The organism is Xanthobacter sp. 126, from assembly GCF_000526175.1.
GTDB classification, from domain to species: Bacteria; Pseudomonadota; Alphaproteobacteria; order Rhizobiales; family Xanthobacteraceae; genus Xanthobacter; species Xanthobacter aminoxidans.
On the sequence record NZ_JAFO01000001.1, the window covers coordinates 3,148,467 to 3,171,122 of the forward strand.

Sequence of the window (22,656 nt, forward strand, 5' to 3'; positions counted from 1 at the left end):
CAGCGGATGCGGTGCCATAGCGACCGCGTCCCGGGACGCCCCTGCGAGCCCGGATTTTGACGCAGATTAACCTCATTCTTGTACCGTTCCTGTACAAGCGCCCAGAGATAGGTAAGCTAGTCACGCATGTCACTGGGTAAGCTGAAGATGTTGCGGGCGGACGGCCCGATGGCGTCCTCTTGACGCTTGGGGCCCACGGCCGGGAGCTTCAGCCATGGACGGGAAAATGGCGGATCGCCCAGCAGCTGCCCGCGCCCAAGGCCGCGAGGCCGTTGTCTTCTTCGACACGAACAACCTCGTCACCTTCATCAACACGGCGGCCGAACGCCTGTGGGGATTGAGTCAGGCCGAGGCGATCGGGCGCGACGTGGGCGAACTCATCCCCGGCGCAAGCGAGGAACGCAGGGGGGAACTTCCCCTCTCCATCGTGCGTGACGACGGCTCGCTCCTGGAGGGAGTCGTCTCCGTCACCCGCGCCCAGCACAAGCGCGAAACCTATTACATCGCCTTCGTGCGCCCCGCGCTGAGCCCGGTGGCGCCGCAGATGAGCCTTAGAATCCTGGCCGCGGTCGCCGAAAAGACCGACCGGGGCGTCCTCGTCGCCGACGCGCACGGCAAGGTGATCTACGCCAACTCCGCGTTCCATGACATGCTGGACGCCGGTATTGAAGGGCCGACCGGCCTCACCCTGGCCGAACTGTTCTGCGGACGGCTCGGAAACGGCGGCTTCGCCGAACACATCAAAGACGCCATGGAACGGCGCATCTCCCTTGCGGAGGATGTCTCGCTCAAGGGCAAATCCGGAATGGAGGTCTGGGTGTCGGCAAACGTCACTCCGGTCATGGACCGCCAGACGGGCGAGCTGGAGCAGGTGGTCGCCGTCATCGCCGACATCACCCACACCCGGCTCGTGGAAGACTTGCAGCGCCAGGTGCTCGGCGCGCTGGCCGCCGATGCGCCCATTGCCGACATCATGGACATCCTGTGCCGCAAGGTGCAGGGCCTCGCGCCCGACGCGCTCTGCTCCATCCTCGGCGTCACCGCGGACGAGCGCCTCACCGTGCTCGCCGCCCCGAGCCTTCCGGCGGAATTTTCCGCTGCGGTGGAGGGGGTCGCCATCGGCCCCAAGAGCGGCAGCTGCGGCACGGCCGCCTTCCGCGGGGTGCCGGTGCTGGTGGAGGATATCGCCACCAGTCCCCTCTGGGAGGACTTCCAGGACCTGCCCATCCCGCCCGGCATCACCGGCTGCTGGTCCATCCCGGTGAAACTGCGCGGCGGCAAGGTGGCGGCCACCTTCGCCTTCTATTTCAAGACCGCGCGCGGCCCCACGCCGTGGCTTGAGAACGTCGTCGCCGCCTGCTCCGATCTCTGCGCGCTGGCGCTGGAGCGCTTCGAGGCCAAGAAGCGCATCGAGATGCTGGCCAACGTGGACACGCTGACCGGCCTCGCCAACCGGCGCCAGTTGCACGCGATCCTTGAGGAATTGCTGGTGGAGGCCCGCACGCTGGAGCAGCCGCTCGCCGTGCTCTACCTCGACATCGACCACTTCAAGGATGTGAACGAGACGCTCGGCCATTCCACCGGCGATGAGCTCCTGGTGGAGGTGTCGCGCCGGCTCAAGGCGCAGCTTCGCACCGGCGACGTGCTCGGACGGACCGGCGGCGACGAGTTCCTCATCATCGTGCACGACTGCACCGCGGAGGAGGCGGCCCGCATCGCCCGGCGGCTGCTGGAATATGTGGCGGCGCCCATCACCGCGCAGGCGCTCCACCTCACGATGTCCGCGTCGGTCGGCATCGCGCTCTTTCCCGAGCACGGAGCCGATGCGGAGACACTGCTCAAGCACGCAGATACCGCCGTGCATGAGGCCAAGCGCAAGGGGCGCGGCAAGTTCCATTTCTTCACCGAGGAGCTGAACCGGCGGGTGCTGGACCGGCTCGTGCTTTCGGTGGCGCTGCGCGAGGCGATCCAGAACCGCGCCCTGCGCCTCGTCTACCAGCCGCAGGTGCTGCTTGCGTCCGGCGCGCTCCATGGCGTCGAGGCGCTCTCGCGCTGGACGGATCCGATCCACGGCGATGTCCCCGCCACCCGCTTCATTCCGCTCGCCGAGGAATACGGCCTCATCGAGAGCATCGACGAATGGGCGGTGGAAACCGCCTGCCAGCGCATCGCTGCCTGGCGCGCGGAGGGCGTGGACGTCCCGCACGTCTCGGTGAACCTTTCGCCGCTCAGCTTTCGCGGCGGCGATATCGTCGGCTTCATCTCCGGGGCGCTGCGCGAGTACGACCTGAAGCCGTCGGACCTCAGGGTCGAGATCACCGAACGGGTGATGATGGACCAGCACCCGAACTCCTTCGCCACCGCGCGGGCCATCGAGGCGCTCGGCGTGCGCATCGCCATGGACGATTTCGGCACCGGCTATTCCAGCCTCAGCGCCCTCTCGCGCCTCCCCATCGCCGAGCTGAAGATCGACCGCTCCTTCATGCTCTCCATCGAGCAGGACCAGAATGCCCAGGCGCTGGCCACGGCGGTGATCCGCATCGGCCACAGCCTCGGCATGACCGTGGTGGCGGAGGGCGTGGAGACGCAGGCGCAGGCCGATCTCCTGCGATTCCTCGGTTGCCACGCGGCGCAGGGCTTCCTTTTCGCCCGTCCTATCGAAGCGGCGGACCTCGGCACTTGGCTCGCCGCGCAGCGAGCCCGGTGAGCCATTTCTCCGCCTGATCCCCTTCCCCGCCGGCCCGGCGTTTACACCCGCGCGCCCCGCCGCTATTTTCCGCGGCCCTCAGCCGGAGAAAGATGAGCCATGCGCGCGGAACTCGCCGCAAAAGTCGACGAGATCAAAGCCTCCCTCGACCTGTTGCGGTCCCACCTCGACGTGGACCGCTCGCGCCGGCGCCTGGCCGAACTCAACGCCATCGTTGAAGATCCCAAGCTCTGGGACGATCCCGAGCGGGCGCAGAAGCTGATGCAGGAACGCACCAGCTTGGAGGACGGTCTCGGCGCCATCGATCGGGTGGAGCGCGACCTTGCCGACAATATCGAGCTGATCGATCTCGGCGAGTCGGAAGGCGACGAGGGCGTGATCTCCGAGGCCGCAGCATCCCTCGACGGGCTGAAGGCGGAACTCGCGCGGCGCGAACTGGAGGCATTGCTGTCCGGCGAAGCCGATTCCAACGACAGCTACCTTGAAGTCCATGCCGGTGCCGGCGGCACCGACAGCCAGGACTGGGCGGAGATGCTCCTGCGCATGTACCGTCGCTGGTGCGAACGCCACGGCTTCAAGGTGGAGTTGATGGACGAGAGCCAGGGCGAGCAGGCCGGGCTGAAGTCCGCCACCATCCAGGTGAAGGGCCACAACGCCTACGGCTGGCTGAAGACCGAGGCGGGCGTGCACCGGCTGGTGCGCATTTCCCCGTTCGATTCCAACGCGCGGCGGCAGACGTCCTTCGCCTCGGTGGATGTCTATCCCGTGGTGGACGACCGCATCGTGGTGGACATCAAGGAAGCCGACGTGCGGGTGGACACCATGCGCTCCGGCGGCGCGGGCGGCCAGCACGTGAACAAGACGGAATCGGCGGTGCGCCTCACCCATATCCCCACCGGCATCGCCGTGGTGAGCGAGGGTGACCGCTCCCAGCACAAGAACCGCGCCACGGCCTGGAACATGCTGCGCGCCAAGCTCTACGACCTCGAGCTGAAGAAGCGCGAGGCGGAGGCCATGGCCGAGCAGGCGGCCAAGACCGACATCGGCTGGGGCCACCAGATCCGCTCCTACGTGCTCCAGCCCTATCAGCTGGTGAAGGACCTGCGCACCGGCGTCACCTCCGGCACGCCGCAGGAAGTGCTGGACGGCGATCTCGACCCCTTCATGCAGGCCGCTCTCGCCCAGCGCGCCTATGGCGGCGGGCCGGAGAGCGTCGACGACGTGGACTGAGTCTCCTCGCAGACATCAGTCCGGCCGACGGCTATCCCACTCCCGCGCGGGCTTTGTCGGAGACGCGACATTAGGGCCGCCGAGACGGCGGCTCGATTCTTGCTTAAGCTTTCCCGCCCCTGTTCGGGCTTGGGAAAGCTGTTGTGATGACCGAACTCTTCGCCATCTGCGCCACCTACGAGATTCAGGATGGCGACGCCCGCGGCTTCGTGCTCGCGCGGCTCGACGAGGACGGCAACAAGAAGGCGTGGCCGATCTTCATCGCCCGCCGCGGCAACAGCTTCCACGGCTACGAGAATGTCTGCCCGCACGAGGGCAAGCGGCTCGACGCCTATCCCGGCGAGTTCCTGGACCGCGAAGCCAATTTCCTCGCCTGCGGGCGACATCAGGCGAAGTTCGACCCCGACACCGGCGTCTGCTTCATTGGCCCCTGCAAGGGCAAGTCTCTCACCCCCATCGAGATCGTCGTGGATGACGGCGACGTCTGCCTCGTCAACGTCCCCCTCGCCGAGGAGGACGGCCTGGACGTGGAGGACCCCAACGAGATGCCCGAGGTGTTGATTACCGGCGATTGAGGCGCATCGCCTCCGCTGGACCAGAGGTCGTGTCCGAAGGGCACGGCAGACCGGGGCCTCGTGCCCGGTCCGGCCCTCCATGGCCGGCACACGAGGTTCTCCACGGCACGCCTTTTGGGGCACGCCCATAACGACCTCACCCAAGGAACTTCCCATGACCGCTGTTGCTGACACGCCTTTTGCCAAGCTGAGCACCGAGGGCCGCCTGCTGAAACCGACTCTCAACGCCGACACCCATGTGGCCGGCCGCTTTGGCTTCCGCGGCGAGATTTCCTATGACGGCCCGGAGACGGTGCTGAAGGAGGTGTTCTCGGTCGCCGAAGACGGCAAGCCCGCCATCGGCTTCCTCGCCGGCTCCATCACCAGCTACGAAGACCTGCCCAAGCTGGTGGAAACGCTCGGCGCCGCGCTCGATGCCGACGGCAAGTATTTCGTCTATATTTCGGACCTGCCCCAGGGCAACCGGTTGCTGATCCGCTTCGGCGACGTGAAGATCTTCGCCATCTTCATCGACGACACATCGGTCTACAACGAGCTGATCGACACCTTCTACGTGGACAAGGTGAAGCTCAAGAAGTTCGACACTGCCGCCAAGCTCGACGCCCTCGCCGACGTGGGGCTGAAGTATGATGAGGTCTCGAACTACAAGGAAGTGTCCTACGAGGACGGCCTGAGCATCAAGAACGCTGCCTGACAGGGCGATTTTCGGGGACGGAGGGCTGCCCCGCCTCCGTCTGCCGGGCTAACGGCCTTGAACGACCACCGTCGAGAGCGCTTTCGCGCTAGCGATGTCCCGGCTCTTCTGCACGTACAGCCGGAAGCGCCTCCGAATCTGCTCCTTCAGCTTCCTGACCTGTTTTATTGCCGGACGACCATCCACCTTCATGGTCGCCTCGATCTTCCGAACGTACGTCCAGAAAGTCCAGCCCGACTTGTCCTCGACCGTTTCGAAGTTGCGAACTCTCAGGAAGCGACAGTATAGATCCGAATAGTTGAACTGCTCGCAGATCTGAGCGACCGACGTGGTGGGATACCGGCGAGCCGCGGCGAAGGCTTCTCGCCTGGTTACGGCTGCGATCTTCTGGACCAAGCCGGACAGGGTGGAATCCCGGATCCTGACCTTGCACCCGTCATAGCTGAAGCCCAGGTACTCGAACCGCTTCGAGGGCCGAGCTTCGTCGACGTTGCGACAGTCCTGTCCCTTGTTCGCCGGGATGAAGCGGTGGATCGAAGTCTTGTCATCTGCGATGCGCAACGTGTCGCCGTAATCGCTGATCGAGAGAGAGATCCGCTCGACGAACGCCTTAGCATCGATGCCGTCGGCGGGGATGACGAACAAGATGTCGTCGCTGTAGCGCATGTAGACTCCGCCCTTTGCCTCGGCGAGACCCTTCATCTCCCGATCGAAGTCCAGCATGTACATGTTGGCAAGCAGATCGGAGATCGGAGTACCCTGCGGGATGCCGTAGGCCTCCGTCCGGACCTCGTTAATTCTCTCATGCTTCCCGCTATCGCCGAATACGATCTGCCGCATGGTCTCGGAATCGCACAGCCGCTTGGGGATTTTCAGTGGGTCGACAAGGTAGCCCTCGACCGGGCTAGTCCGACCGCTTACGGTCTTCCTCCCCCAGATTCCGAGGCGCCGGTACACCTCAAGTAGGTCGGCCTGGACATACTTCGTTAGGCTTCGGAACACCCGTGCCGATGTGCAACGCAGTCGAGTACGCTAGACGAGCAACCCTCATCGGGCTGTCGGCCATCCTGCCAGGATGTTTCGTCGATCCGACCACGGAGATGACCTTGACAATCATCAACCTGATCTTCGCGGCGAGCCTTGACAGGCTTAACTCGCAACTCGCAGGCCTTCACCTGCGATCCGTAAAAGGGGAAGCGGACCACTCGACTGAGCGGCGGTACTCGACCCCAATCCCATGGCGAACCTTCACAAGTGGCGGCCGCCGCGCCGCAGGCCAGTCCGCGCGTTTGGCGAACAGGCCTGCAGTTTAAACTCTGGATTGGAATTCCCAACTTTGGGTCTCCCTCTAAAGATAAAAACTCTCAGCTACACCCCGTCGTCCCACCGCAGGTGTCGCACTTCAGGCAGGTGCCGTTGCGCACCATGGTGAAGTTCATGCACTCGGGGCAGGCTTCGCCCTCATAGCCCTTGGCCTTGGCCTCGGCGCGAGCTTCGGCCTTGCGGGCCGTGGCGGACCAGGGGAGCGACTTCTCCATCAGGCTTTCGACCGCTGCCTCCAGGTGCTCCACTTCGGGCGAGGCCTCGGCGAGTTCGGCGGTGTCGGTCTTCAGCGCGGTCGCGCCGAGGGTGGTCGCACGGAGCATGGTCACGTTGTCGGTGCCCGAACGCGGCTCGGGGGCCACCGGCTGGGACACCAGCAGGTTCACGGTCTTGCCGCGCACGAGACCCTTGGAGACGATGCGGGCCGACGGATTGGTCGGCGCCTTGCCCTCGTCCACGCCCTTGCCGAGGGCGTCGAAGCCGGTCTCGGAGAGGTCCACGTGGCCGAGATCGTTGCGGCCGAGATAGCTCACCGCCAGCTCGCGGAACACATAGTCGAGCATGGAGGTGGCGTACTTGATGGTGTCGTTGCCCTGCACCGGGCCGGCGGGCTCGAAGCGGGTGAAGGTGAAGGCGTCCACATATTCCTCAAGCGGCACGCCGTATTGCAGGCCGAGCGAGATGGCGATGGCGAAGTTGTTGAGGAGCGAGCGGAGCGCCGCGCCCTCCTTGTGCATGTCGATGAAGATCTCGCCGAGGCGGCCGTCATCATATTCGCCGGTGCGCAGATAGACCTTGTGGCCGCCCACCACCGCCTTCTGGGTGTAGCCCTTGCGGCGGTCGGGCATCTTCTCCCGCTCGCGCACGCGGTGCTCGACGATGCGCTCCACCACCCGCTCGACGATCTTCTCCGTGACCGACGCGGTGCGGGCCGCGTTGGGCTGGGCGAGCACGGCGTCCAGCGCGTCGTCCTCGTCCTCCTCGTCCGCCACCAGCTGGGCGTTGAGGGGCTGGGAGAGCTTGGAACCGTCGCGATAGAGCGCGTTGGCCTTCAGCGCGAGGCGCCAGGAGAGCAGGTATGCCGCCTTGCAATCCTCGACGCTGGCGTCATTGGGCATGTTAATGGTCTTGGAGATGGCGCCCGTGATGAAGGGCTGCGCCGCCGCCATCATGCGGATGTGGCTCTCCACCGAGAGGTAGCGCTTGCCGATGCGGCCGCACGGGGAGGCGCAGTCGAACACCGGCAGGTGCTGCGGCTTGAGGAAGGGCGCGCCTTCCAGCGTCATCGCCCCGCAGACGTGCACGTTCGCGGCGTCGATGTCGGCCTTGGAGAAGCCGAGGAAGGCGAGCAGGTCGAACTTCGGGTCGGCAAGCTGGGCCGCCGGCACCTTCAGGCTGTTGGCGAGGAATTCCTCGCCGAACGTCCAGCGGTTGAAGGCGAACTTGATGTCGAACGCGGTCTTCACTGCGGCCTCGGCCTTGGCAATGGCCGCGTCGTCGAAGCCCTTGGCGCGCAGAGAGCCGTGGTTGATGGCTGGCGCGTTGGCGAGCGAGCCGTGGCCCACCGCATAGGCCTCGATCTCGGCGATCTCGGCTTCCTTGTAGCCGAGGGTGCGCAGCGCCTCGGGCACGGCGCGGTTGATGATCTTGAAGTAGCCGCCGCCGGCCAGCTTCTTGAACTTCACCAGCGCGAAGTCGGGCTCGATGCCGGTGGTGTCGCAGTCCATCACCAGGCCGATGGTGCCGGTGGGGGCGATCACCGAGACCTGCGCGTTGCGGTAGCCGTGCTTCTCGCCCAGCTCCAGCGCCTTGTCCCAGGCCGCGGTGGCATGGGCGACGAGGCGGGTGTCCGGGCAGGAGAGGTGATCGAGCGGCACCGGGGCGATGGAGAGGCCCTCATAGCCCTCGGCGATGCCGTGGGCGGCACGGCGGTGGTTGCGGATCACCCGCAGCATGGACTGCGCATTGGCCGAATAGGCCGAGAACGTGCCCAGCTCCTTCGCCATCTCGGCGGAGGTGGCGTAGCAGACGCCGGTCATGATGGCCGAGAGCGCACCGCAGATGGCACGGCCCTGCGGCGAGTCATAGGGAATGCCGCTCGTCATGAGCAGGCCGCCGATATTGGCGTAGCCGAGGCCCAGCGTGCGGTACTCGTAGGAGAGCTCGGCGATGCGGCGCGAGGGGAACTGCGCCATCAGCACGGAGATTTCCAGAACCACGGTCCACAGCCGCACGGCGTGCTCGTAGCTCTCGACGTCGAACCGCTTCTCGGCGTCGCGGAACTGCAGCAGGTTCAGCGAGGCGAGGTTGCAGGCCGTGTCGTCGAGGAACATGTATTCCGAGCACGGATTGGAGGCGCGGATTTCGCCGGCCGCCGGGCAGGTGTGCCAGTCGTTCACCGCGGTGTGGAACTGGATGCCGGGATCGGCGCAGTGCCACGCGGCCGAGCCGATCTTCTCCCACAGCTCGCGGGCCTTGATGGTCTTCGCCACCTTGCCGTCGGTGCGGCGGATGAGCTTCCAGTCCTCGTCGGCCTCGACAGCGCGCAGGAAGTCGTCGGTGACGCGGACGGAATTGTTGGAGTTCTGGCCGGCGACGGTGATGTACGCCTCGCCATCCCAATCGGTGTCGTAGATGGCGACATCGATGTCCTTGTAGCCCTGGCGGGCATACTGGATCACCCGGCGGATGGCAGCGTCGGCCACCGCCGCCTTGCGGGCGGCCTTGATCTCGCGCTTGAGAGCCGGGTTCTTCTCCGGGTCGAAGCAGTCGTCGCCATTGCCTTCGCAGTTCACACAGGCCTTGAGCACGGCCTTGAGGTGCTTGGCATTGAGCTTGGAGCCGGTGACGAGGGAGGAGACCTTCTGCTCCTCGATCACCTTCCAGTCCACATAGGCCTCGATATCCGGATGGTCGGCGTCGACCACCACCATCTTGGCGGCGCGGCGGGTGGTGCCGCCGGACTTGATGGCGCCCGCCGCGCGGTCGCCGATCTTGAGGAAGCTCATGAGGCCGGACGAGCGGCCGCCGCCGGACAGCTTCTCCCCCTCGCCGCGCAGCGCGGAGAAGTTGGAGCCGGTGCCGGAGCCGTACTTGAACAGGCGCGCCTCGCGCACCCACAGGTCCATGATGCCGCCGTCGCTCACCAGATCGTCGCTGACGGACTGGATGAAGCAGGCGTGCGGCTGGGGATGCTCATAGGCCGAGGTGGAGGCGGTCAGCTCGCCGGTCTGGTAGTCCACATAGAAGTGGCCCTGCCCCGGCCCGTCGATGCCGTAGGCCCAGAACAGGCCGGTGTTGAACCACTGCGGCGAGTTGGGCGCGGCCATCTGCATGGCGAGCATGTAGCAATGCTCGTCGAAGAAGGCCTGCGCGTCGGCCTCGCTGTCGAAATAGCCGCCCTTCCAGCCCCAGTAGGTCCAGGTGCCGGCCAGACGATCGAACACCTGCTTGGCCGAGGTCTCGCCGACAAGGCGCTCCTTCTCGGGCAGGCCCGCAAGCGCCTCGTGGTCGGCCACGGAACGCCACAGGAAGGAGGGGATGGAATTCTCCTCCACCTTCTTCAGGCGCGCGGGCACACCGGCCTTGCGGAAATATTTCTGGGCGAGGATGTCGGATGCGACCTGCGAGAACTGCGCAGGCACCTCGATGCCCTCCTGGCGGAAGACCACGGAGCCGTCGGGATTGCGGATCTCGCTCACGGTCTCGCGGAACGGAATGTCCGCGTAAGGGGAACGACCCTCTTGCGTGTAGCGGCGTTCAACGCGCATGACCGGTGCTCCTTCGGCTCGGCCCCGCTCGGGCCGATCAGTCTACAAGACGAATATGGCGGACGTGACAAACCGACGGGCATGGCGCAGCGCGCCGCGCCAGGCGGGTTGGAAATTCGCGGGTTCCGGGAGGCCCGCCAGCATCCACCGATACGTACCCGTGGGATGCCGGCTGCCGAGGACCGAACGCTAGTGCGAGTCTGGCCCGCCGGTCAAACCCCTCCTTGACACCATTTGGGGGCCATTGACCCCTCTTCCTACTATATATGGTGCCTACCCGCAGGTTATCAAATTCCTAACGGGCCTTGCGCCGGCTCGATTTTCACCAGTCTGTGACAGGCTGGAGCCCGGTGGCCGTAGCGGAGAAGTCATCACCGTCATCCACAGCTTGCGATGGGGGATGGGGATGATCGCCGCCGGGCCGCCATGCGCTGCCCGCAGGGCGGCCTCTCGCCGGCTCAGGACGCAAGCACTGGCGAAGGTGGACACAATAAATTATCAGAATCCGCAAACAGCCTGCGCGCCGGCCTTCTCTGCCCCCTGCCGTCGCGACAGAAAATTGCCGGACCCTTCAGCCGCCGCCAACGGCTCCCGGCCTTTACGGGGCGCAGTTGGAAAGTACCGGCATGTCCACGACCTTCGCCGCAGACGCGGTGCCTGCAGCCAATCCCCGCTCCCGCGTCATCCTCGCGAGCCTGATCGGCACCACCATCGAGTTTTACGACTTCTACGTCTACGCCACGGCGGCGGTGCTGGTGTTTCCGCACCTGTTCTTCCCGGCCGGCAATGACACGACGGCGCTCCTCGCCTCCTTCGCCATCTTCGGCGCGGCCATGGTGGCGCGTCCGCTCGGCGCCATCTTCTTCGGCCACCTCGGCGACAAGAAGGGCCGCAAGATCACGCTGGTGGGCGCGCTGCTCACCATGGGCATCGCCACCTTCCTCATCGGCCTGCTGCCCACCTTCCAGACCGCCGGCTGGTTCGCGCCCCTGCTGCTGGTGATCCTGCGCCTCGCCCAGGGCTTCGCGCTGGGCGGCGAGTGGAGCGGGGCGGCGCTGGTCGCGACCGAGAATGCGCCAGCGGGCAAGCGCGCCGTCTACGGCACCTTTCCGCAGCTCGGCGCCCCCATCGGCTTCATCATCGCCAACGGCCTGTTCCTCGCCATCGCGGCGCTCATGCCATCGAGCGATCCCTCCCGCCCGTCCGACGCCTTCCTGTCGTGGGGCTGGCGCCTGCCGTTCCTGTTCTCGGCGGTGATGGTGATCGTGGGCCTGTGGGTGCGCATGTCGCTGGTGGAGAGCCCGGCCTTCGCCAAGGCGCTGGAGCACGGCCGCATCCAGAAGCTGCCGCTGGCCGCAGCGTTCAAGACCCACTGGCGCGAGCTGATCCTCGGCACCTTCTACATGCTCGCGACCTACGTTCTGTTCTACCTGATGACCACCTTCTCGCTGAGCTACGGCCGCGCGCCCACGACGGCGGCGGTACCGGGACTCGGCTATGACTACCGCACCTTCGTGCTGATGATGATCGGCGGCGTGGTGTTCTTCGGCATCTTCACCCTGGTGTCCGGCCCCTGGGCCGACCGCTGGGGCCGCCGCCGCACGCTGATCGGCATCACAGCCGCCATCGTGCTGTTCGGCCTTTTGTGGGTGCCGATCCTCTCCGCCGGGCCGGTGGGCGTGATGGCATGGCTCATCATCGGCTTCACCCTGATGGGCCTCACCTTCGGTCCCATGGGCGCGCTGCTGCCGGAGCTGTTCCCGGCCAACGTGCGCTACACGGGCTCGGGCATCTCCTACAACGTCTCGTCCATCCTCGGCGCGGCGGTGGCCCCGTTCATCGCGGTGGCGCTGTGGAGCTATGGCGGCGGCAGCCCGTTCTGGGTCGGCGTCTATCTCTCCGTCATGGCGCTGCTCACGCTCACAGCCCTGCTCATCGGCAAGGAAACCCGCGACGTGAACATGGACCACTGAGGGCCTGACGCGCCGCACGTCACGCGCCTCTTGCGCCGGACGGGAAAAGGGAGTGAACCTCCCGGGTCCCGTCCGCGTAGGAAGGTGCGTCATGACAGCCGCTCCATCCCTCCTGTGGTTCCGCGACGATCTGCGCCTGGCCGATAACCCGGCGCTGAACGCCCTCGCCGAGGCCGGCGCGCCCATCGCCGCGCTCTACGTCCTCGACGAGGACAGCCCCCACATTCGCCCGCTCGGCGGCGCCGCCCGCTGGTGGCTCGCCCAATCCCTTCGGGCGCTCAGGGCAGACCTCTCCCATCATGGCATCCCCCTGATCCTGAGGCAGGGGCCGGCCACCCGCATCGTGCCGGAGGTGGCAGCCGCGCTGGGCGCCGCCACCGTCGCGTTCAATGATCGGGCGGGTGAGGCCGAGGGCAAGCTGGACCGGGCCATCACCGCCCGGCTGGCGGCCGAGGATCGCCGCGTGCTGTGCTTCTGCGCCCACCTGCTGCATCCACCCGGAACGGTGCTGGGCGGATCGGGGCGCATGCCGCGCACCTTCTCCTCTTTCCATCGCGCAGCCCTGCGCGAACGCGATCTCTCCCCGCCCCTTCCCGCCCCGAAGCGCCTCAAGGGCGTCACCCGTGCGCCGGAGGGCGACACGCTGGAGAGCTTCGCACTGGAGCCGGAAAAGCCAGACTGGGCCGGCGGGCTCCGCGCGGCATGGAGCGTGGGCGAGGCGGCGGCGCGGGAGCGGCTTTCCGCCTTCATCGCCCACGGCCTCAAGGGCTACGCCACCGGCCGCGACCGGCCGGACCTCGAGCACGTCTCCCGGCTCTCGCCGCACCTGCGGTTCGGCGAGATGTCCCCCCGCCAGATCCTCTTCGCCGTCCGCCACGCGTTGGACGCAGGCGAGGTGCCGGGAAGCGACGCGGCCAAGTTCGAGGCCGAACTCTACTGGCGGGAGTTTTCCTACCATCTCCTCGCCGAGGAGCCGGACATCGCCCGGCGCAACATCCAGCCGAGCTTCGACGCGTTCCCCTGGCGCGAGTGCTCCGGCGAATTGAAGGCGTGGCGGCGCGGCCTGACCGGCTATCCGCTGGTGGATGCGGGCATGCGCCAGCTCTGGCAGACGGGCTGGATGCACAACCGGGTGCGGATGGTGGTGGCCTCCTTCCTCGCCAAGCACCTACTCATCGACTGGCGCGCCGGCGAAGACTGGTTCTGGGACACACTGGTGGACGCGGACGCCGCCAACAATGCCGCGTCGTGGCAATGGGTCGCCGGCTCCGGCCTCGATGCCGCGCCCTATTTCCGCATCTTCAATCCGGTGATGCAGGGCGAGAAGTTCGATCCCGAAGGCACCTATGTGCGCACCTATGTGCCCGAGCTGAAGCGCCTGCCGGCGAAGCTCATCCACCACCCGTGGACCGCCCCGCAGGACACCCTCGCGGCCGCCGGCATCCGGCTGGGCCACACCTATCCCAAGCCCCTCGTGGACCACGCCGCCGCCCGCGACTGCGCCCTGCGCGCATTCGAACATCTGCGGCACGCGGCCCCCGCTGAAGCGCGCGCGGCCGTCCGCTGACGCCTCTTCCTGGCGCGATCCCATGAGTTTGCGCCGGCCCTGCAACGCCGCTATTGAGGGGAGACGCGCGCCGAGGCAGCATAGGGCCCATTAAATTTCACATTGCGATGAAGGTATTTCTTCCATGATCCGTAACGGCCTTGTGGACTCCATCGGAAACACACCCCTTATCCGTCTGAAGCGGGCCTCCGAGGAGACCGGCTGCGACATCCTCGGCAAGGCGGAGTTCCTCAATCCCGGCCAGTCGGTGAAGGACCGCGCGGCGCTCGGCATCATCCAGGATGCGGTGGCCCGCGGCGAGCTGAAGCCCGGCGGGGTGATCGTGGAGGGCACGGCCGGCAATACGGGAATCGGCCTCGCGCTGGTGGCCGCGCCGCTCGGCTTCCGCACCGTGATCGTCATTCCCGAGACCCAGTCCCAGGAAAAGAAGGACATGCTGCGGCTCGCCGGCGCGACGCTGGTGGAAGTGCCGGCCGTCGCCTACGCCAATCCCAACAATTACGTGAAGGTCTCCGGCCGCCTCGCCGAAGCGCTGGCCAAGACCGAGCCCAACGGTGCCATCTGGGCCAACCAGTTCGACAACGTGGCCAACCGGCAGGCCCATATCGACACCACGGGCCCGGAAATCTGGGAGCAGACGCAGGGCAAGGTGGACGGCTTCATCTGCGCCGTCGGCACCGGCGGCACGCTGGCCGGCATCGGCATGGCGCTGAAGGCCCGCAACAAGGACATCAAGATCGGCCTCGCCGATCCCATGGGCGCCGCGCTCTATTCCTACTACACCACCGGCGAACTGAAGGCCGAGGGCTCCTCCATCACCGAGGGCATCGGACAGGGGCGCATCACCGCCAACCTCGTCGACGCGCCGGTGGATGCCGCCTTCCAGATCCCGGACGAGGAGGCGCTGCCCGTGGTGTTCGACCTGCTGGAGCACGAGGGCCTGTGCCTCGGCGGCTCGTCGGGCGTGAACGTCGCCGGCGCCATCCGCCTCGCGAAGGAGCTGGGGCCGGGCCACACCATCGTGACCATCCTCTGCGACTATGGCACCCGCTACCAGTCGAAGCTGTTCAACCCCGAATTCCTGCGCTCCAAGAACCTGCCGGTGCCGGCGTGGCTGGAGCGCAAGGCCGAGGTGCCGAACGTCCTCGTCTGACGGCTTGACGCGGGGCGCGTTCCAGCCGAGGAAACCGCGCCCCCGCCCGAACGCGAGCGAGATCGTCATGAGCACTGCGTCCGAGACTACCCTGCCGGTGGACACCCCCGAGAGCCCCTTCGTCTCCACCGAGTGGCTCGCGGCCAATCTCGGCGCGCCGGACCTCGTGGTGGTGGACGCCTCCTGGCACATGCCGAATTCCGGCCGCAGCGGCGCCAAGGAATATCTCGCCGAGCACATTCCCGGCGCGGTGCATTTCGACATCGACACTATCGCCGACCACTCCACGCCCCTGCCCCACATGCTGCCGGACGCGCACAGCTTCGCGGTGGCGGTGGGGGCGCTGGGCATCGGGGATGGCTTGCGCGTTGTGGTCTATGATTCCGTCGGCCTGTTCTCCGCGCCGCGCGTGTGGTGGACCTTCCGCGCCTTCGGCGCGGGCGACGTGAAGCTGCTGGATGGCGGCCTGCCCAAGTGGAAGGCCGAAGGCCGCCCGCTGGAGGATGGCCCGGTGCGTCGTCTGCCGGCGAGCTTCACCCCGCGCTTCGACCATTCCCTCGTCGCCGACATCGAGCGGGTGGATCAGGCGCTCAAGACCGGCTCCGCGCAGGTGCTGGACGCCCGCCAGGACACCCGCTTCCGTGGCGAGGCTCCGGAGCCGCGCGAGGGCCTGCCCTCCGGGCATATGCCGGGAAGTTTCAACCTGCCGCACGGCCTGCTCGTGAAGGACGGACGCCTCGTGCCGCCGGCCGAGCTGCGCAAGGCCATCGACGGCTCCGGCCTCGACCTCGCGCGCCCGGTCATCACCTCGTGCGGCTCTGGCGTCTCCGCCGCCATCCTCTGGGTGGCGCTGGAGATGGTCGGCAAGCAGCCCCTCGCCCTCTATGACGGTTCGTGGACCGAATGGGGCGCGAGCGGCAAGGAGATCGCCGTCGGCTGACGGCGCGCAACCTGGAGCGGGGCCGCGCCTGCGGCAGCGTCGTTCTGAGCCTGTTCCAGCGGAGCCGGCTCCGGAACGTTTCGCATCCCAAATTGAACCGTGTCCGCGCTTGCGGGATCGCCGGCACACGCGCTGAAGCCGCCGGATCCCGGCGAGGCGACATCGCCTACGGATCGAGTTCAGTATCCCAGTAGAGATAGTCCATCCAGCTCTCATGCAGGTAGTTCGGCGGGAAATGCCGGCCGTTCTGATGGAGATCGTGGACGGAGGGCTGGAACGGCGTCTGGGCGGGCCACATCCCCGCATCCGCCGGCATATGGCCGCCCTTGCGCAGATTGCAGGGGGAGCAGGCGGCGACCACGTTCTCCCAGGTCGTCTGGCCTCCCTTCGAGCGCGGAATCACGTGGTCGAAGGTGAGATCCTCGCGGGAGCCGCAATACTGGCAGGAGAAGCGGTCGCGCAGGAAGACGTTAAAGCGGGTGAAGGCGGGCTGCCGGGTCGGCTTCACGAAGGTGCGCAGTGAAACGACGCTGGGCAGCCGGATTTCAAAGCCCGGACTTCGCACCGCCTTGTCGTAATATTCGACGATGTTCACCCGGTCGAGAAAGACCGCCTTGATGGCATCCTGCCAACTCCAGACCGACAGCGGGTAATAGCTCAACGGGCGGTAGTCCGCGTTGAGCACGAGCGCTGGCCAGGCACCTGGTGACAAAGCAGTGGTCAAGGACCGAACTCCTCGTCTTCGCACCCGAATCGCGCCTGACGATCCCGGTGCGCGGCGGATACTCTATATGCTCCGTGTCACTGTTGTGAAGCCGAGGCCAAACCACGGCCATTTCCGGGCATTTACTCGCTCCACGGCCAGTGCCTGCTTCCGTTACCGTCTCAGCGCGGCTTTGCTGCGAGGGACTCGGCGAGGAAGGCGCCACCATGGGCGAGGCCGCCATCGTCGATGCCGTGCCCGAGCCCCTGGCTGAGGTGCCACTCCACCGGCACGCCGGCATCGGCGAGGCCGCGGGCGGAGGCGAACAGGGCCTGGGCCGGTATCACTTCGTCCTCCGTGCCGTGCACCAGAAGGATGGGCGGGCGCGTGCGGAGTTGCAGGTCGCGCGGCACCCCGCCCGCAGCCTCCACCCACAGCCCCGAATAGGCGACGACGGCGGCCGGTGCGACGGCGGCGGTGGTCGCTATCTTCAGCGCCATCATCGCGCCCTGGCTGAAGCCGACCAGTGCCAGCCGCGACGGCGGCAGATCGTATTTCGCCAGCTCCACCTCCAGGAACGCCGCCAGCACGGGCGTCGCAGCCTCGGCACCGCGGGCCAGTTCGTGGGGGTCACGGAAGCTCAGCGGAAACCACTGCCGCCCCACCGGCGCCTCCCCGCAGGGGTCCGGCGCATGGGGCGAGATGAAGGCGGTGCCGGGGAGCAGATCAGCCCAGGCATTGCCGAGGTCGATGAGGTCGCGCCCGTCCGCGCCATAGCCGTGCAGCAGGACCACGAGGCTGTCGGGATCGCCGCCGTTTCGCGGGCGCAGGCGCGGGCCGTCGAGAACGGGCTCGTCGAGGGAAACGCCGTCGAGGGGAAAGGACATGGGGCACGCTCTTCTCAGGCCGGGGCGCCGAGGCGGGCGCGCCGCGCACCATAATACGCCCACAGCAGATGAGCCGCCACGCCACGCAGAGGCCGCCAATCCTCGGCGATGGCGCGCAGGCCGAGGGGCGTGCAGCGTCCACCCAGTTCGAACGCATCGCCCATCGCCACCTGGAGCGCGAGGTCGCCATGGGGAAAGGCATCGGCGCGGCCGAGGCAGAACAGGAGGTAGATGTCGGCGGTCCAAAGCCCTATGCCGGGCAGCCGCGTCATCACCTCGGCCGCGGCATCCGCCTCCATGCGCGCCACGGCCTCAAGGTCCACCTCGCCTTCCGCAAGAGCGCGGGCGATGCCGGTGAGGGTGCGGATCTTCGGTGCGGACAGACCAGCTGCGCGCAATGTCTCCACCGGCGCGGCCAGCATGGCCTCCACCGTGGGCGTCCCGCCCATCGCGGCCTCGAACCGGGCGGAGATAGCCCGCGCCGAGGCCACCGACAATTGCTGCGCGATCACCACCGCGCACAGGCCGGCGAAGCCGGGCGGCCGGCGGCGCAGGGCCGGGCGGCCGGCCACCTCCGCCACCGGAACGAGGCGATCATCAAGCTCCAGCAGTTGCGCGAAGGCGCGGTCGAACACGCCTTGGTCGGTGAGCAGCGGCTCCTTCATCACGCAAACCCACAGGCTTGTCTGTCACAACGGGATATCGCTCTAATAGCGGACGCCATGCCCCAGCCTCCCCTTCCCTTCGTCTGCCGCTTCGCACCGAGCCCCAACGGCCGGCTGCATCTCGGCCACGCCTTCTCAGCGCTGGTGAATGCCGAGGCGGCGGCCCGCACGGGCGGCACCTTCCTGCTGCGCATGGAGGACATCGACACCACCCGCTGTCGACCCGAATTCGAACAGGGCATCCTCGATGACCTCGCCTGGCTCGGCATCGTGCCCGCCGCACCGCCGCGGCGCCAGTCCGAGCACTTCGCGGACTATGCCAAAGCAATGGCGCGGCTGGTGGTCATGGGCCTCGTCTATCCCGCCTTCGAGAGCCGCTCCGACATCGCGCGCGCAGTGATCGAGGCCGAGGCGAAGCGGGGGCACCCGGCCCCACGGGACCCGGACGGGGCGCCACTTTATCCCTTCCTGCGCTCAGGGCTGTCCGATGGGGAGCGCGCGCAGCGGCGGGCGGCGGGCGAGCCCTATGTGCTGCGGCTCGACATGGCGGCGGCGATGGAGGCTATCGGCAACGGGCCGCTCTTCTGGCCGGAAGCCCGGGATCTGCCGGAAGGTCCGGCCGTCCCGGCGCCAGCCGATCCGGCGCAGTGGGGTGACGTGGTGCTGGCGCGGCGGGACGTGCCGACGTCCTATCATCTGTCAGTGGTGGTGGACGACGCGCTGCAGGGCATCACCCGCGTCATCCGCGGCATGGACCTGTTTCCCGCCACCTCGGTCCACGTTCTGCTGCAGCGGCTGCTTGGCCTTGCAACGCCGGTCTATCACCACCACCGGCTGATCCTCGACGGCAGCGGCCACAAACTCTCCAAGAGCAATTCGGCCACCAGCCTCCTGGCGCTCAGAAACTGCGGCGCGACACCAGACGACATCCGCGCGCGGCTGGGGCTCGATCCGCTTCAGCCGACCCCGAGGATGTAGAGCCAGAACGCCACGGTGACCACCGCAAGCCCCGTGGAGAGCGAGACTGCGCTGGTGGAGGTGGCCACCCCCACACCATAGCGCTGCGCCAAAAGATAGCCGTTGACGCCGCTCGGCATGGCCGCGAACAGCACCGCCACGCCGGCCCACACCGGCGGCATGCTGAAGACCATGGTGAGCGCAAACACCGCTGCCGGATGGACGATGAGCTTCAGGAAGCTGATGAGCGCCGAGGGCAGGAGATCGCCCCCCGCCATGCCGTAGCGCTTCAGCGACAGGCCGAGGGAGATGAGCGCGCAGGGCGTCGCGGCGGCGGAGAGAAGGTCGATCATCTGCTTCGGCACGCCCACGGCCTGGACGCCCACCACCTTGGCCAGCGCCCCGGCATAGATGCCGAGCAGGATGGGGTTGAAGGCGAGCGCCTTGCCGAGCCGCATCATGGTCGCGCGGGAGAAGCCGTGGCTGCCCTCCAGCATCACGGTAGCGGCCACCAGCATCACCGGCAGGTGGATAGCGATGAGCAGGAACAGCGGTACCGCTCCGGCCTCGCCATAGGCCTTCAGGATCAACGGCACGCCGACGAACACGGTGTTGGCCTGGCCCGCGGCGAAGCCGTGGATGACCGCCTCCTGCCGCCCCCGCCCGAACAGCCGCTCCGCCGCCACCATGGCGATGGCGAACACGAAGAAGGCGCCGGCGAAATAGGCGATCCAGTAGCCCCACGGCTGGGCCTCGGGCAGCTTTGATTCGGTCAGCGTCTTGAAGATGAGGACCGGCACAGACAGGCTGAACACGAACTCCGCCAGCCCGTCCGTCGCCCGTTCGCTGACGAGGCCGACCCGGGCGGAGATGTAGCCCACCAGCACCATGCCGAACACCGGCAGGACGATGACGGAAATGTCCGCAAGCGTGTTGAGCATGGCCGTTTCCGTCAGGCCGCCCGCATCTGCGCCGTCTCCTCGGCGGTCGTGAGGTCCGCCGTGCGGACGCCCACCATGACGCCGAGCCTCTGGCCGAGGCGTACGGCGACGGCCTCCTCCGCGGCGAACGCGATGGTGACGCTGAGGGTGTCTGCGTCCGTCCGGCAGTCGACGCGGCTGGGCAGGACGTCGTGGATCACGAACGGCTCAAGCAGACGCAGCAGCAGATTGGTTTCCGGCTCGGCCGCGACGGCGAGACGGTACGAAGACTGTTGGGGACGGACAGGGGAGGAGCCGTCGCGATGAGCGGCGGGTTCACGGCTGGACATAGGGGGCGATCCGGACTGGTGCGGGCCTTGCCGCGCAATTCTCTGGGCAGTCACCTGATGGGCCTGCCCCGGCGGAGGATCGCGCCGCGGCCGTCGACGGCCTCAGGCGCGCAAGTCTACCCGGCCGACAGGGTCGACCGGGCGAGGAATTCGCCGAAGGGCCGGAAGGTGGGCCGGCATATGGCATCCGGAACGAAGCATGGCGCGGACGTTAGGCTCCCCGGAAGGGGGCGTCAACCGATGGGCAAATCGTTTTAGCCGTGAAATGCCAATGACGGGCGCCCAAAACGCAAACGGCCGGGCAGTGCCCGGCCGCGAATGCTGGGTCCGTCGCCAAAGCGGCGATCAGCCCTCGTCGTCGTCGTTGTGCTCGGGCGGCACAAGGCCCTGCAGGCCGGCGAGCAGCTCTTCCTCGGTCATGCGGTCGAGCATGACATCGCTGTCCTCGCCACCGGAGCTGTCGCTGGACGCGATGAGCGGCACGGCCTCGGGCTCGGGCTCATCCACCTCGGTGTACTTCTGCAGCGAGTGGATGAGGTCTTCCTTGAGATCCTCGGGGCTCACGGTCTCGTCGGCGATCTCGCGCAGGGCGACGACAGGGTTCTTGTCGTTGTCCCGGTCGATGGTGATCTGCTGGCCGGACGAGATCATGCGCGCGCGGTGGGCGGCGAGCAGAACCAGCTCGAACCGGTTGTCCACCTTGTCGATGCAGTCTTCTACGGTGACACGGGCCATCGGCTCGTCACTCCCTTATGCGCGATGCGCACAGAATACAGGCCTTGAGAAGAGGGCGTCGATACAGCAATTCGGCCAAAGGGGCAACCCCGCCGGCCAAGCGCCGCGCCTTTTTCGCTTGCCTTGAACGGTTCTTCGTCGGAGAAAGGCGACAGGACGACGTGGTTTGCAGCCGTTCCCGTTCTGCCCTTCCCATTCCATCGGCGGACCTTTGTATGCAGGGCCAGGAAAAGATCGCTCTTCTCATTGATGGCGCCAACCTTTATTCCGCGACCAAGGCGTTGGGCTTCGATATCGACTACAAGCGGCTCCTCAAGGAGTTCCAGAGCCGCGGATACCTCCTTCGCGCGTTCTACTACACGACGCTGATCGAGGATCAGGAATATTCCTCCATCCGGCCGCTGCTCGATTGGCTGGATTACAACGGCTATTCGGTGGTCACCAAGCTCGCCCGCGAGTTCACGGACGCGCAGGGCCGGCGCCGCGTGCGCGGCAACATGGACATCGAGATCGCCGTGGACGCCATGGAGCTCGCCGAGCATGTGGACCACATCGTGCTGTTCTCCGGCGACGGCGACTTCCGCTCGCTGGTGGAGGCGCTGCAGCGCAAGGGTGTGCGGGTCTCGGTGGTGTCCACCATCTCCACCCAGCCGCCGCTGATCGCGGATGACCTGCGCCGTCAGGCGGACGTCTTCATCGATCTGGTGGACCTCCAGCCCAAGATCGGCCGCGACCCGTCCGAGCGGCAGGGCCGGATGCAGGAGACGCCCCGGTTCCTCGAGCGGCGCAGCGCCACGACCGCGGCCGGCGACAGCAACGACTGACGCCGCCGGTGTCCGCCAAGATGGCTGCCAAAGCGGCCGCCGCAGCCCCGGCCTCAGAGCCGGGGCGCGACTGCCCGCTGTGCCCGCGCCTCGTGGACTTCCGCGAGGAATGGCGGGCGAATGAACCCGCATGGCACAATGCGCCCGTGCCCGCCTTCGGTCCGGTCGACGCGCCGCTGCTGATCGTCGGCCTCGCGCCGGGCCTGCGGGGTGCCAATCGCACGGGCCGCCCGTTCACCGGCGACTATGCCGGCGACCTGCTCTACGCGACGCTGATCGAATACGGCTTCGCGCGTGGCCCCTATGCGGCGCACCCGGAAGATGGCCTGACCCTCACCGGCGCGCGCATCGTCAATGCCGTGCGCTGCGTGCCGCCCCAGAACAAGCCGACGCCCGAGGAAATCCGTACCTGCCGGCCCTTCCTCTCCGCCGCCATCGCCGAGATGCCGGCGCTCCGGGCCATCGTCACGCTGGGCAAGATCGCCCACGATTCGACCCTTGCCGCGCTCGGCCAGAAGGCCTCGCGGCTCAAGTTCGGCCATGGCGTCTCGGACGAGGTGGGCAGCGTGCGGCTGTTCGCGAGCTACCACTGCTCGCGCTACAACACGAACACCGGCGTGCTGACGCCCGAGATGTTCCGGTCCGTCTTTTCCGCCGTCCGCGCGAATCTGGGCTGAGCTGCC

General features: G+C 67.2%; 19 protein-coding genes. 11 read left to right on the plus strand and 8 right to left on the minus strand.

The window, feature by feature from the left end; genetic code table 11:
* Positions 1 to 214: 214 nt before the first annotated feature.
* The 4 genes from XAN126_RS0115025 to XAN126_RS0115040 all read left to right on the plus strand — a co-directional run bounded on the left by XAN126_RS0115025 (position 215) and on the right by XAN126_RS0115040 (position 5,206).
* Positions 215 to 2,707 (plus strand): EAL domain-containing protein, encoded by a 2,493-nt coding sequence (locus tag XAN126_RS0115025; protein WP_038226284.1) that lies wholly within the window; start codon positions 215 to 217, stop codon positions 2,705 to 2,707.
* Between the two features lie 99 nt (positions 2,708 to 2,806).
* Positions 2,807 to 3,937 carry a peptide chain release factor 2 gene (gene prfB, locus XAN126_RS0115030; RefSeq protein WP_024279410.1) on the plus strand — a complete coding sequence of 377 codons (1,131 nt, stop codon included), beginning with the start codon at positions 2,807 to 2,809 and terminating at the stop codon, positions 3,935 to 3,937.
* A gap of 146 nt (positions 3,938 to 4,083) precedes the next feature.
* Positions 4,084 to 4,512 (plus strand): Rieske 2Fe-2S domain-containing protein, encoded by a 429-nt coding sequence (locus XAN126_RS0115035; protein ID WP_024279411.1) that lies wholly within the window; start codon positions 4,084 to 4,086, stop codon positions 4,510 to 4,512.
* A 154-nt stretch (positions 4,513 to 4,666) separates the two neighbouring features.
* Complete coding sequence (locus XAN126_RS0115040; RefSeq protein WP_024279412.1) at positions 4,667 to 5,206, plus strand: hypothetical protein; 540 nt, start codon at positions 4,667 to 4,669, stop codon at positions 5,204 to 5,206.
* A 48-nt stretch (positions 5,207 to 5,254) separates the two neighbouring features.
* On the opposite strand, the gene XAN126_RS0115045 is transcribed toward XAN126_RS0115040, so the two are convergent.
* Together XAN126_RS0115045 and XAN126_RS0115050 are read right to left on the minus strand one after the other, a co-directional pair.
* Entirely contained in the window at positions 5,255 to 6,163 is a 909-nt protein-coding gene (locus XAN126_RS0115045; RefSeq protein ID WP_155982316.1) for a reverse transcriptase domain-containing protein, read from the minus strand.
* A 407-nt stretch (positions 6,164 to 6,570) separates the two neighbouring features.
* Complete coding sequence (locus tag XAN126_RS0115050) at positions 6,571 to 10,299, minus strand: vitamin B12-dependent ribonucleotide reductase (protein ID WP_024279414.1); 3,729 nt, start codon at positions 10,297 to 10,299, stop codon at positions 6,571 to 6,573.
* 626 nt (positions 10,300 to 10,925) lie between these two features.
* Here XAN126_RS0115050 and XAN126_RS0115055 point away from each other — a divergent pair.
* The 4 genes from XAN126_RS0115055 (at position 10,926) to sseA (ending at position 15,932) form a co-directional block, all read left to right on the plus strand.
* Positions 10,926 to 12,272 (plus strand): MFS transporter, encoded by a 1,347-nt coding sequence (locus XAN126_RS0115055; RefSeq protein ID WP_024279415.1) that lies wholly within the window; start codon positions 10,926 to 10,928, stop codon positions 12,270 to 12,272.
* 91 nt (positions 12,273 to 12,363) lie between these two features.
* On the plus strand, positions 12,364 to 13,839 hold the full coding sequence (locus XAN126_RS0115060) for a deoxyribodipyrimidine photo-lyase (protein ID WP_024279416.1): 1,476 nt from the start codon (positions 12,364 to 12,366) through the stop codon (positions 13,837 to 13,839).
* A gap of 124 nt (positions 13,840 to 13,963) precedes the next feature.
* Complete coding sequence (locus tag XAN126_RS0115065) at positions 13,964 to 14,992, plus strand: cysteine synthase A (protein WP_024279417.1); 1,029 nt, start codon at positions 13,964 to 13,966, stop codon at positions 14,990 to 14,992.
* Positions 14,993 to 15,059: 67 nt separating this feature from the next.
* Positions 15,060 to 15,932 (plus strand): 3-mercaptopyruvate sulfurtransferase, encoded by an 873-nt coding sequence (gene sseA, locus XAN126_RS0115070; protein WP_024279418.1) that lies wholly within the window; start codon positions 15,060 to 15,062, stop codon positions 15,930 to 15,932.
* A 166-nt stretch (positions 15,933 to 16,098) separates the two neighbouring features.
* On the opposite strand, the gene XAN126_RS0115075 is transcribed toward sseA, so the two are convergent.
* The 3 genes from XAN126_RS0115075 to XAN126_RS0115085 all read right to left on the minus strand — a co-directional run bounded on the left by XAN126_RS0115075 (position 16,099) and on the right by XAN126_RS0115085 (position 18,187).
* Positions 16,099 to 16,656: an HNH endonuclease gene (locus tag XAN126_RS0115075; RefSeq protein WP_081762648.1), complete on the minus strand. Its 558-nt coding sequence runs from the start codon at positions 16,654 to 16,656 to the stop codon at positions 16,099 to 16,101.
* A 161-nt stretch (positions 16,657 to 16,817) separates the two neighbouring features.
* Positions 16,818 to 17,522, minus strand: coding sequence for a prolyl oligopeptidase family serine peptidase (locus XAN126_RS0115080; RefSeq protein ID WP_024279420.1), 705 nt, complete (start codon positions 17,520 to 17,522; stop codon positions 16,818 to 16,820).
* Positions 17,523 to 17,536: 14 nt separating this feature from the next.
* A complete protein-coding gene (locus XAN126_RS0115085; RefSeq protein ID WP_024279421.1) occupies positions 17,537 to 18,187 on the minus strand; it encodes a DNA-3-methyladenine glycosylase in 651 nt (216 codons plus the stop codon).
* 57 nt (positions 18,188 to 18,244) lie between these two features.
* On the opposite strand from XAN126_RS0115085, the gene gluQRS reads away from it, so the two are divergent.
* On the plus strand, positions 18,245 to 19,165 hold the full coding sequence (gene gluQRS / locus XAN126_RS0115090; RefSeq protein WP_024279422.1) for a tRNA glutamyl-Q(34) synthetase GluQRS: 921 nt from the start codon (positions 18,245 to 18,247) through the stop codon (positions 19,163 to 19,165).
* Here the strand turns inward: gluQRS and XAN126_RS0115095 are convergent.
* The 3 genes from XAN126_RS0115095 to rpoZ all read right to left on the minus strand — a co-directional run bounded on the left by XAN126_RS0115095 (position 19,144) and on the right by rpoZ (position 21,149).
* A complete protein-coding gene (locus XAN126_RS0115095; RefSeq protein ID WP_024279423.1) occupies positions 19,144 to 20,085 on the minus strand; it encodes an AEC family transporter in 942 nt (313 codons plus the stop codon). The two genes, gluQRS and XAN126_RS0115095, sit on opposite strands and share 22 nt — an antisense overlap.
* Before the next feature lie 11 nt (positions 20,086 to 20,096).
* Positions 20,097 to 20,414 carry a hypothetical protein gene (locus XAN126_RS0115100; RefSeq protein WP_024279424.1) on the minus strand — a complete coding sequence of 106 codons (318 nt, stop codon included), beginning with the start codon at positions 20,412 to 20,414 and terminating at the stop codon, positions 20,097 to 20,099.
* Between the two features lie 345 nt (positions 20,415 to 20,759).
* Positions 20,760 to 21,149 carry a DNA-directed RNA polymerase subunit omega gene (rpoZ, locus tag XAN126_RS0115105; RefSeq protein ID WP_024279425.1) on the minus strand — a complete coding sequence of 130 codons (390 nt, stop codon included), beginning with the start codon at positions 21,147 to 21,149 and terminating at the stop codon, positions 20,760 to 20,762.
* A gap of 215 nt (positions 21,150 to 21,364) precedes the next feature.
* On the opposite strand from rpoZ, the gene XAN126_RS0115110 reads away from it, so the two are divergent.
* Together XAN126_RS0115110 and XAN126_RS0115115 are read left to right on the plus strand one after the other, a co-directional pair.
* Entirely contained in the window at positions 21,365 to 21,973 is a 609-nt protein-coding gene (locus tag XAN126_RS0115110) for an NYN domain-containing protein (RefSeq protein ID WP_024279426.1), read from the plus strand.
* Between the two features lie 20 nt (positions 21,974 to 21,993).
* A complete protein-coding gene (locus tag XAN126_RS0115115; protein ID WP_029877235.1) occupies positions 21,994 to 22,650 on the plus strand; it encodes a uracil-DNA glycosylase in 657 nt (218 codons plus the stop codon).
* Positions 22,651 to 22,656: the final 6 nt, after the last annotated feature.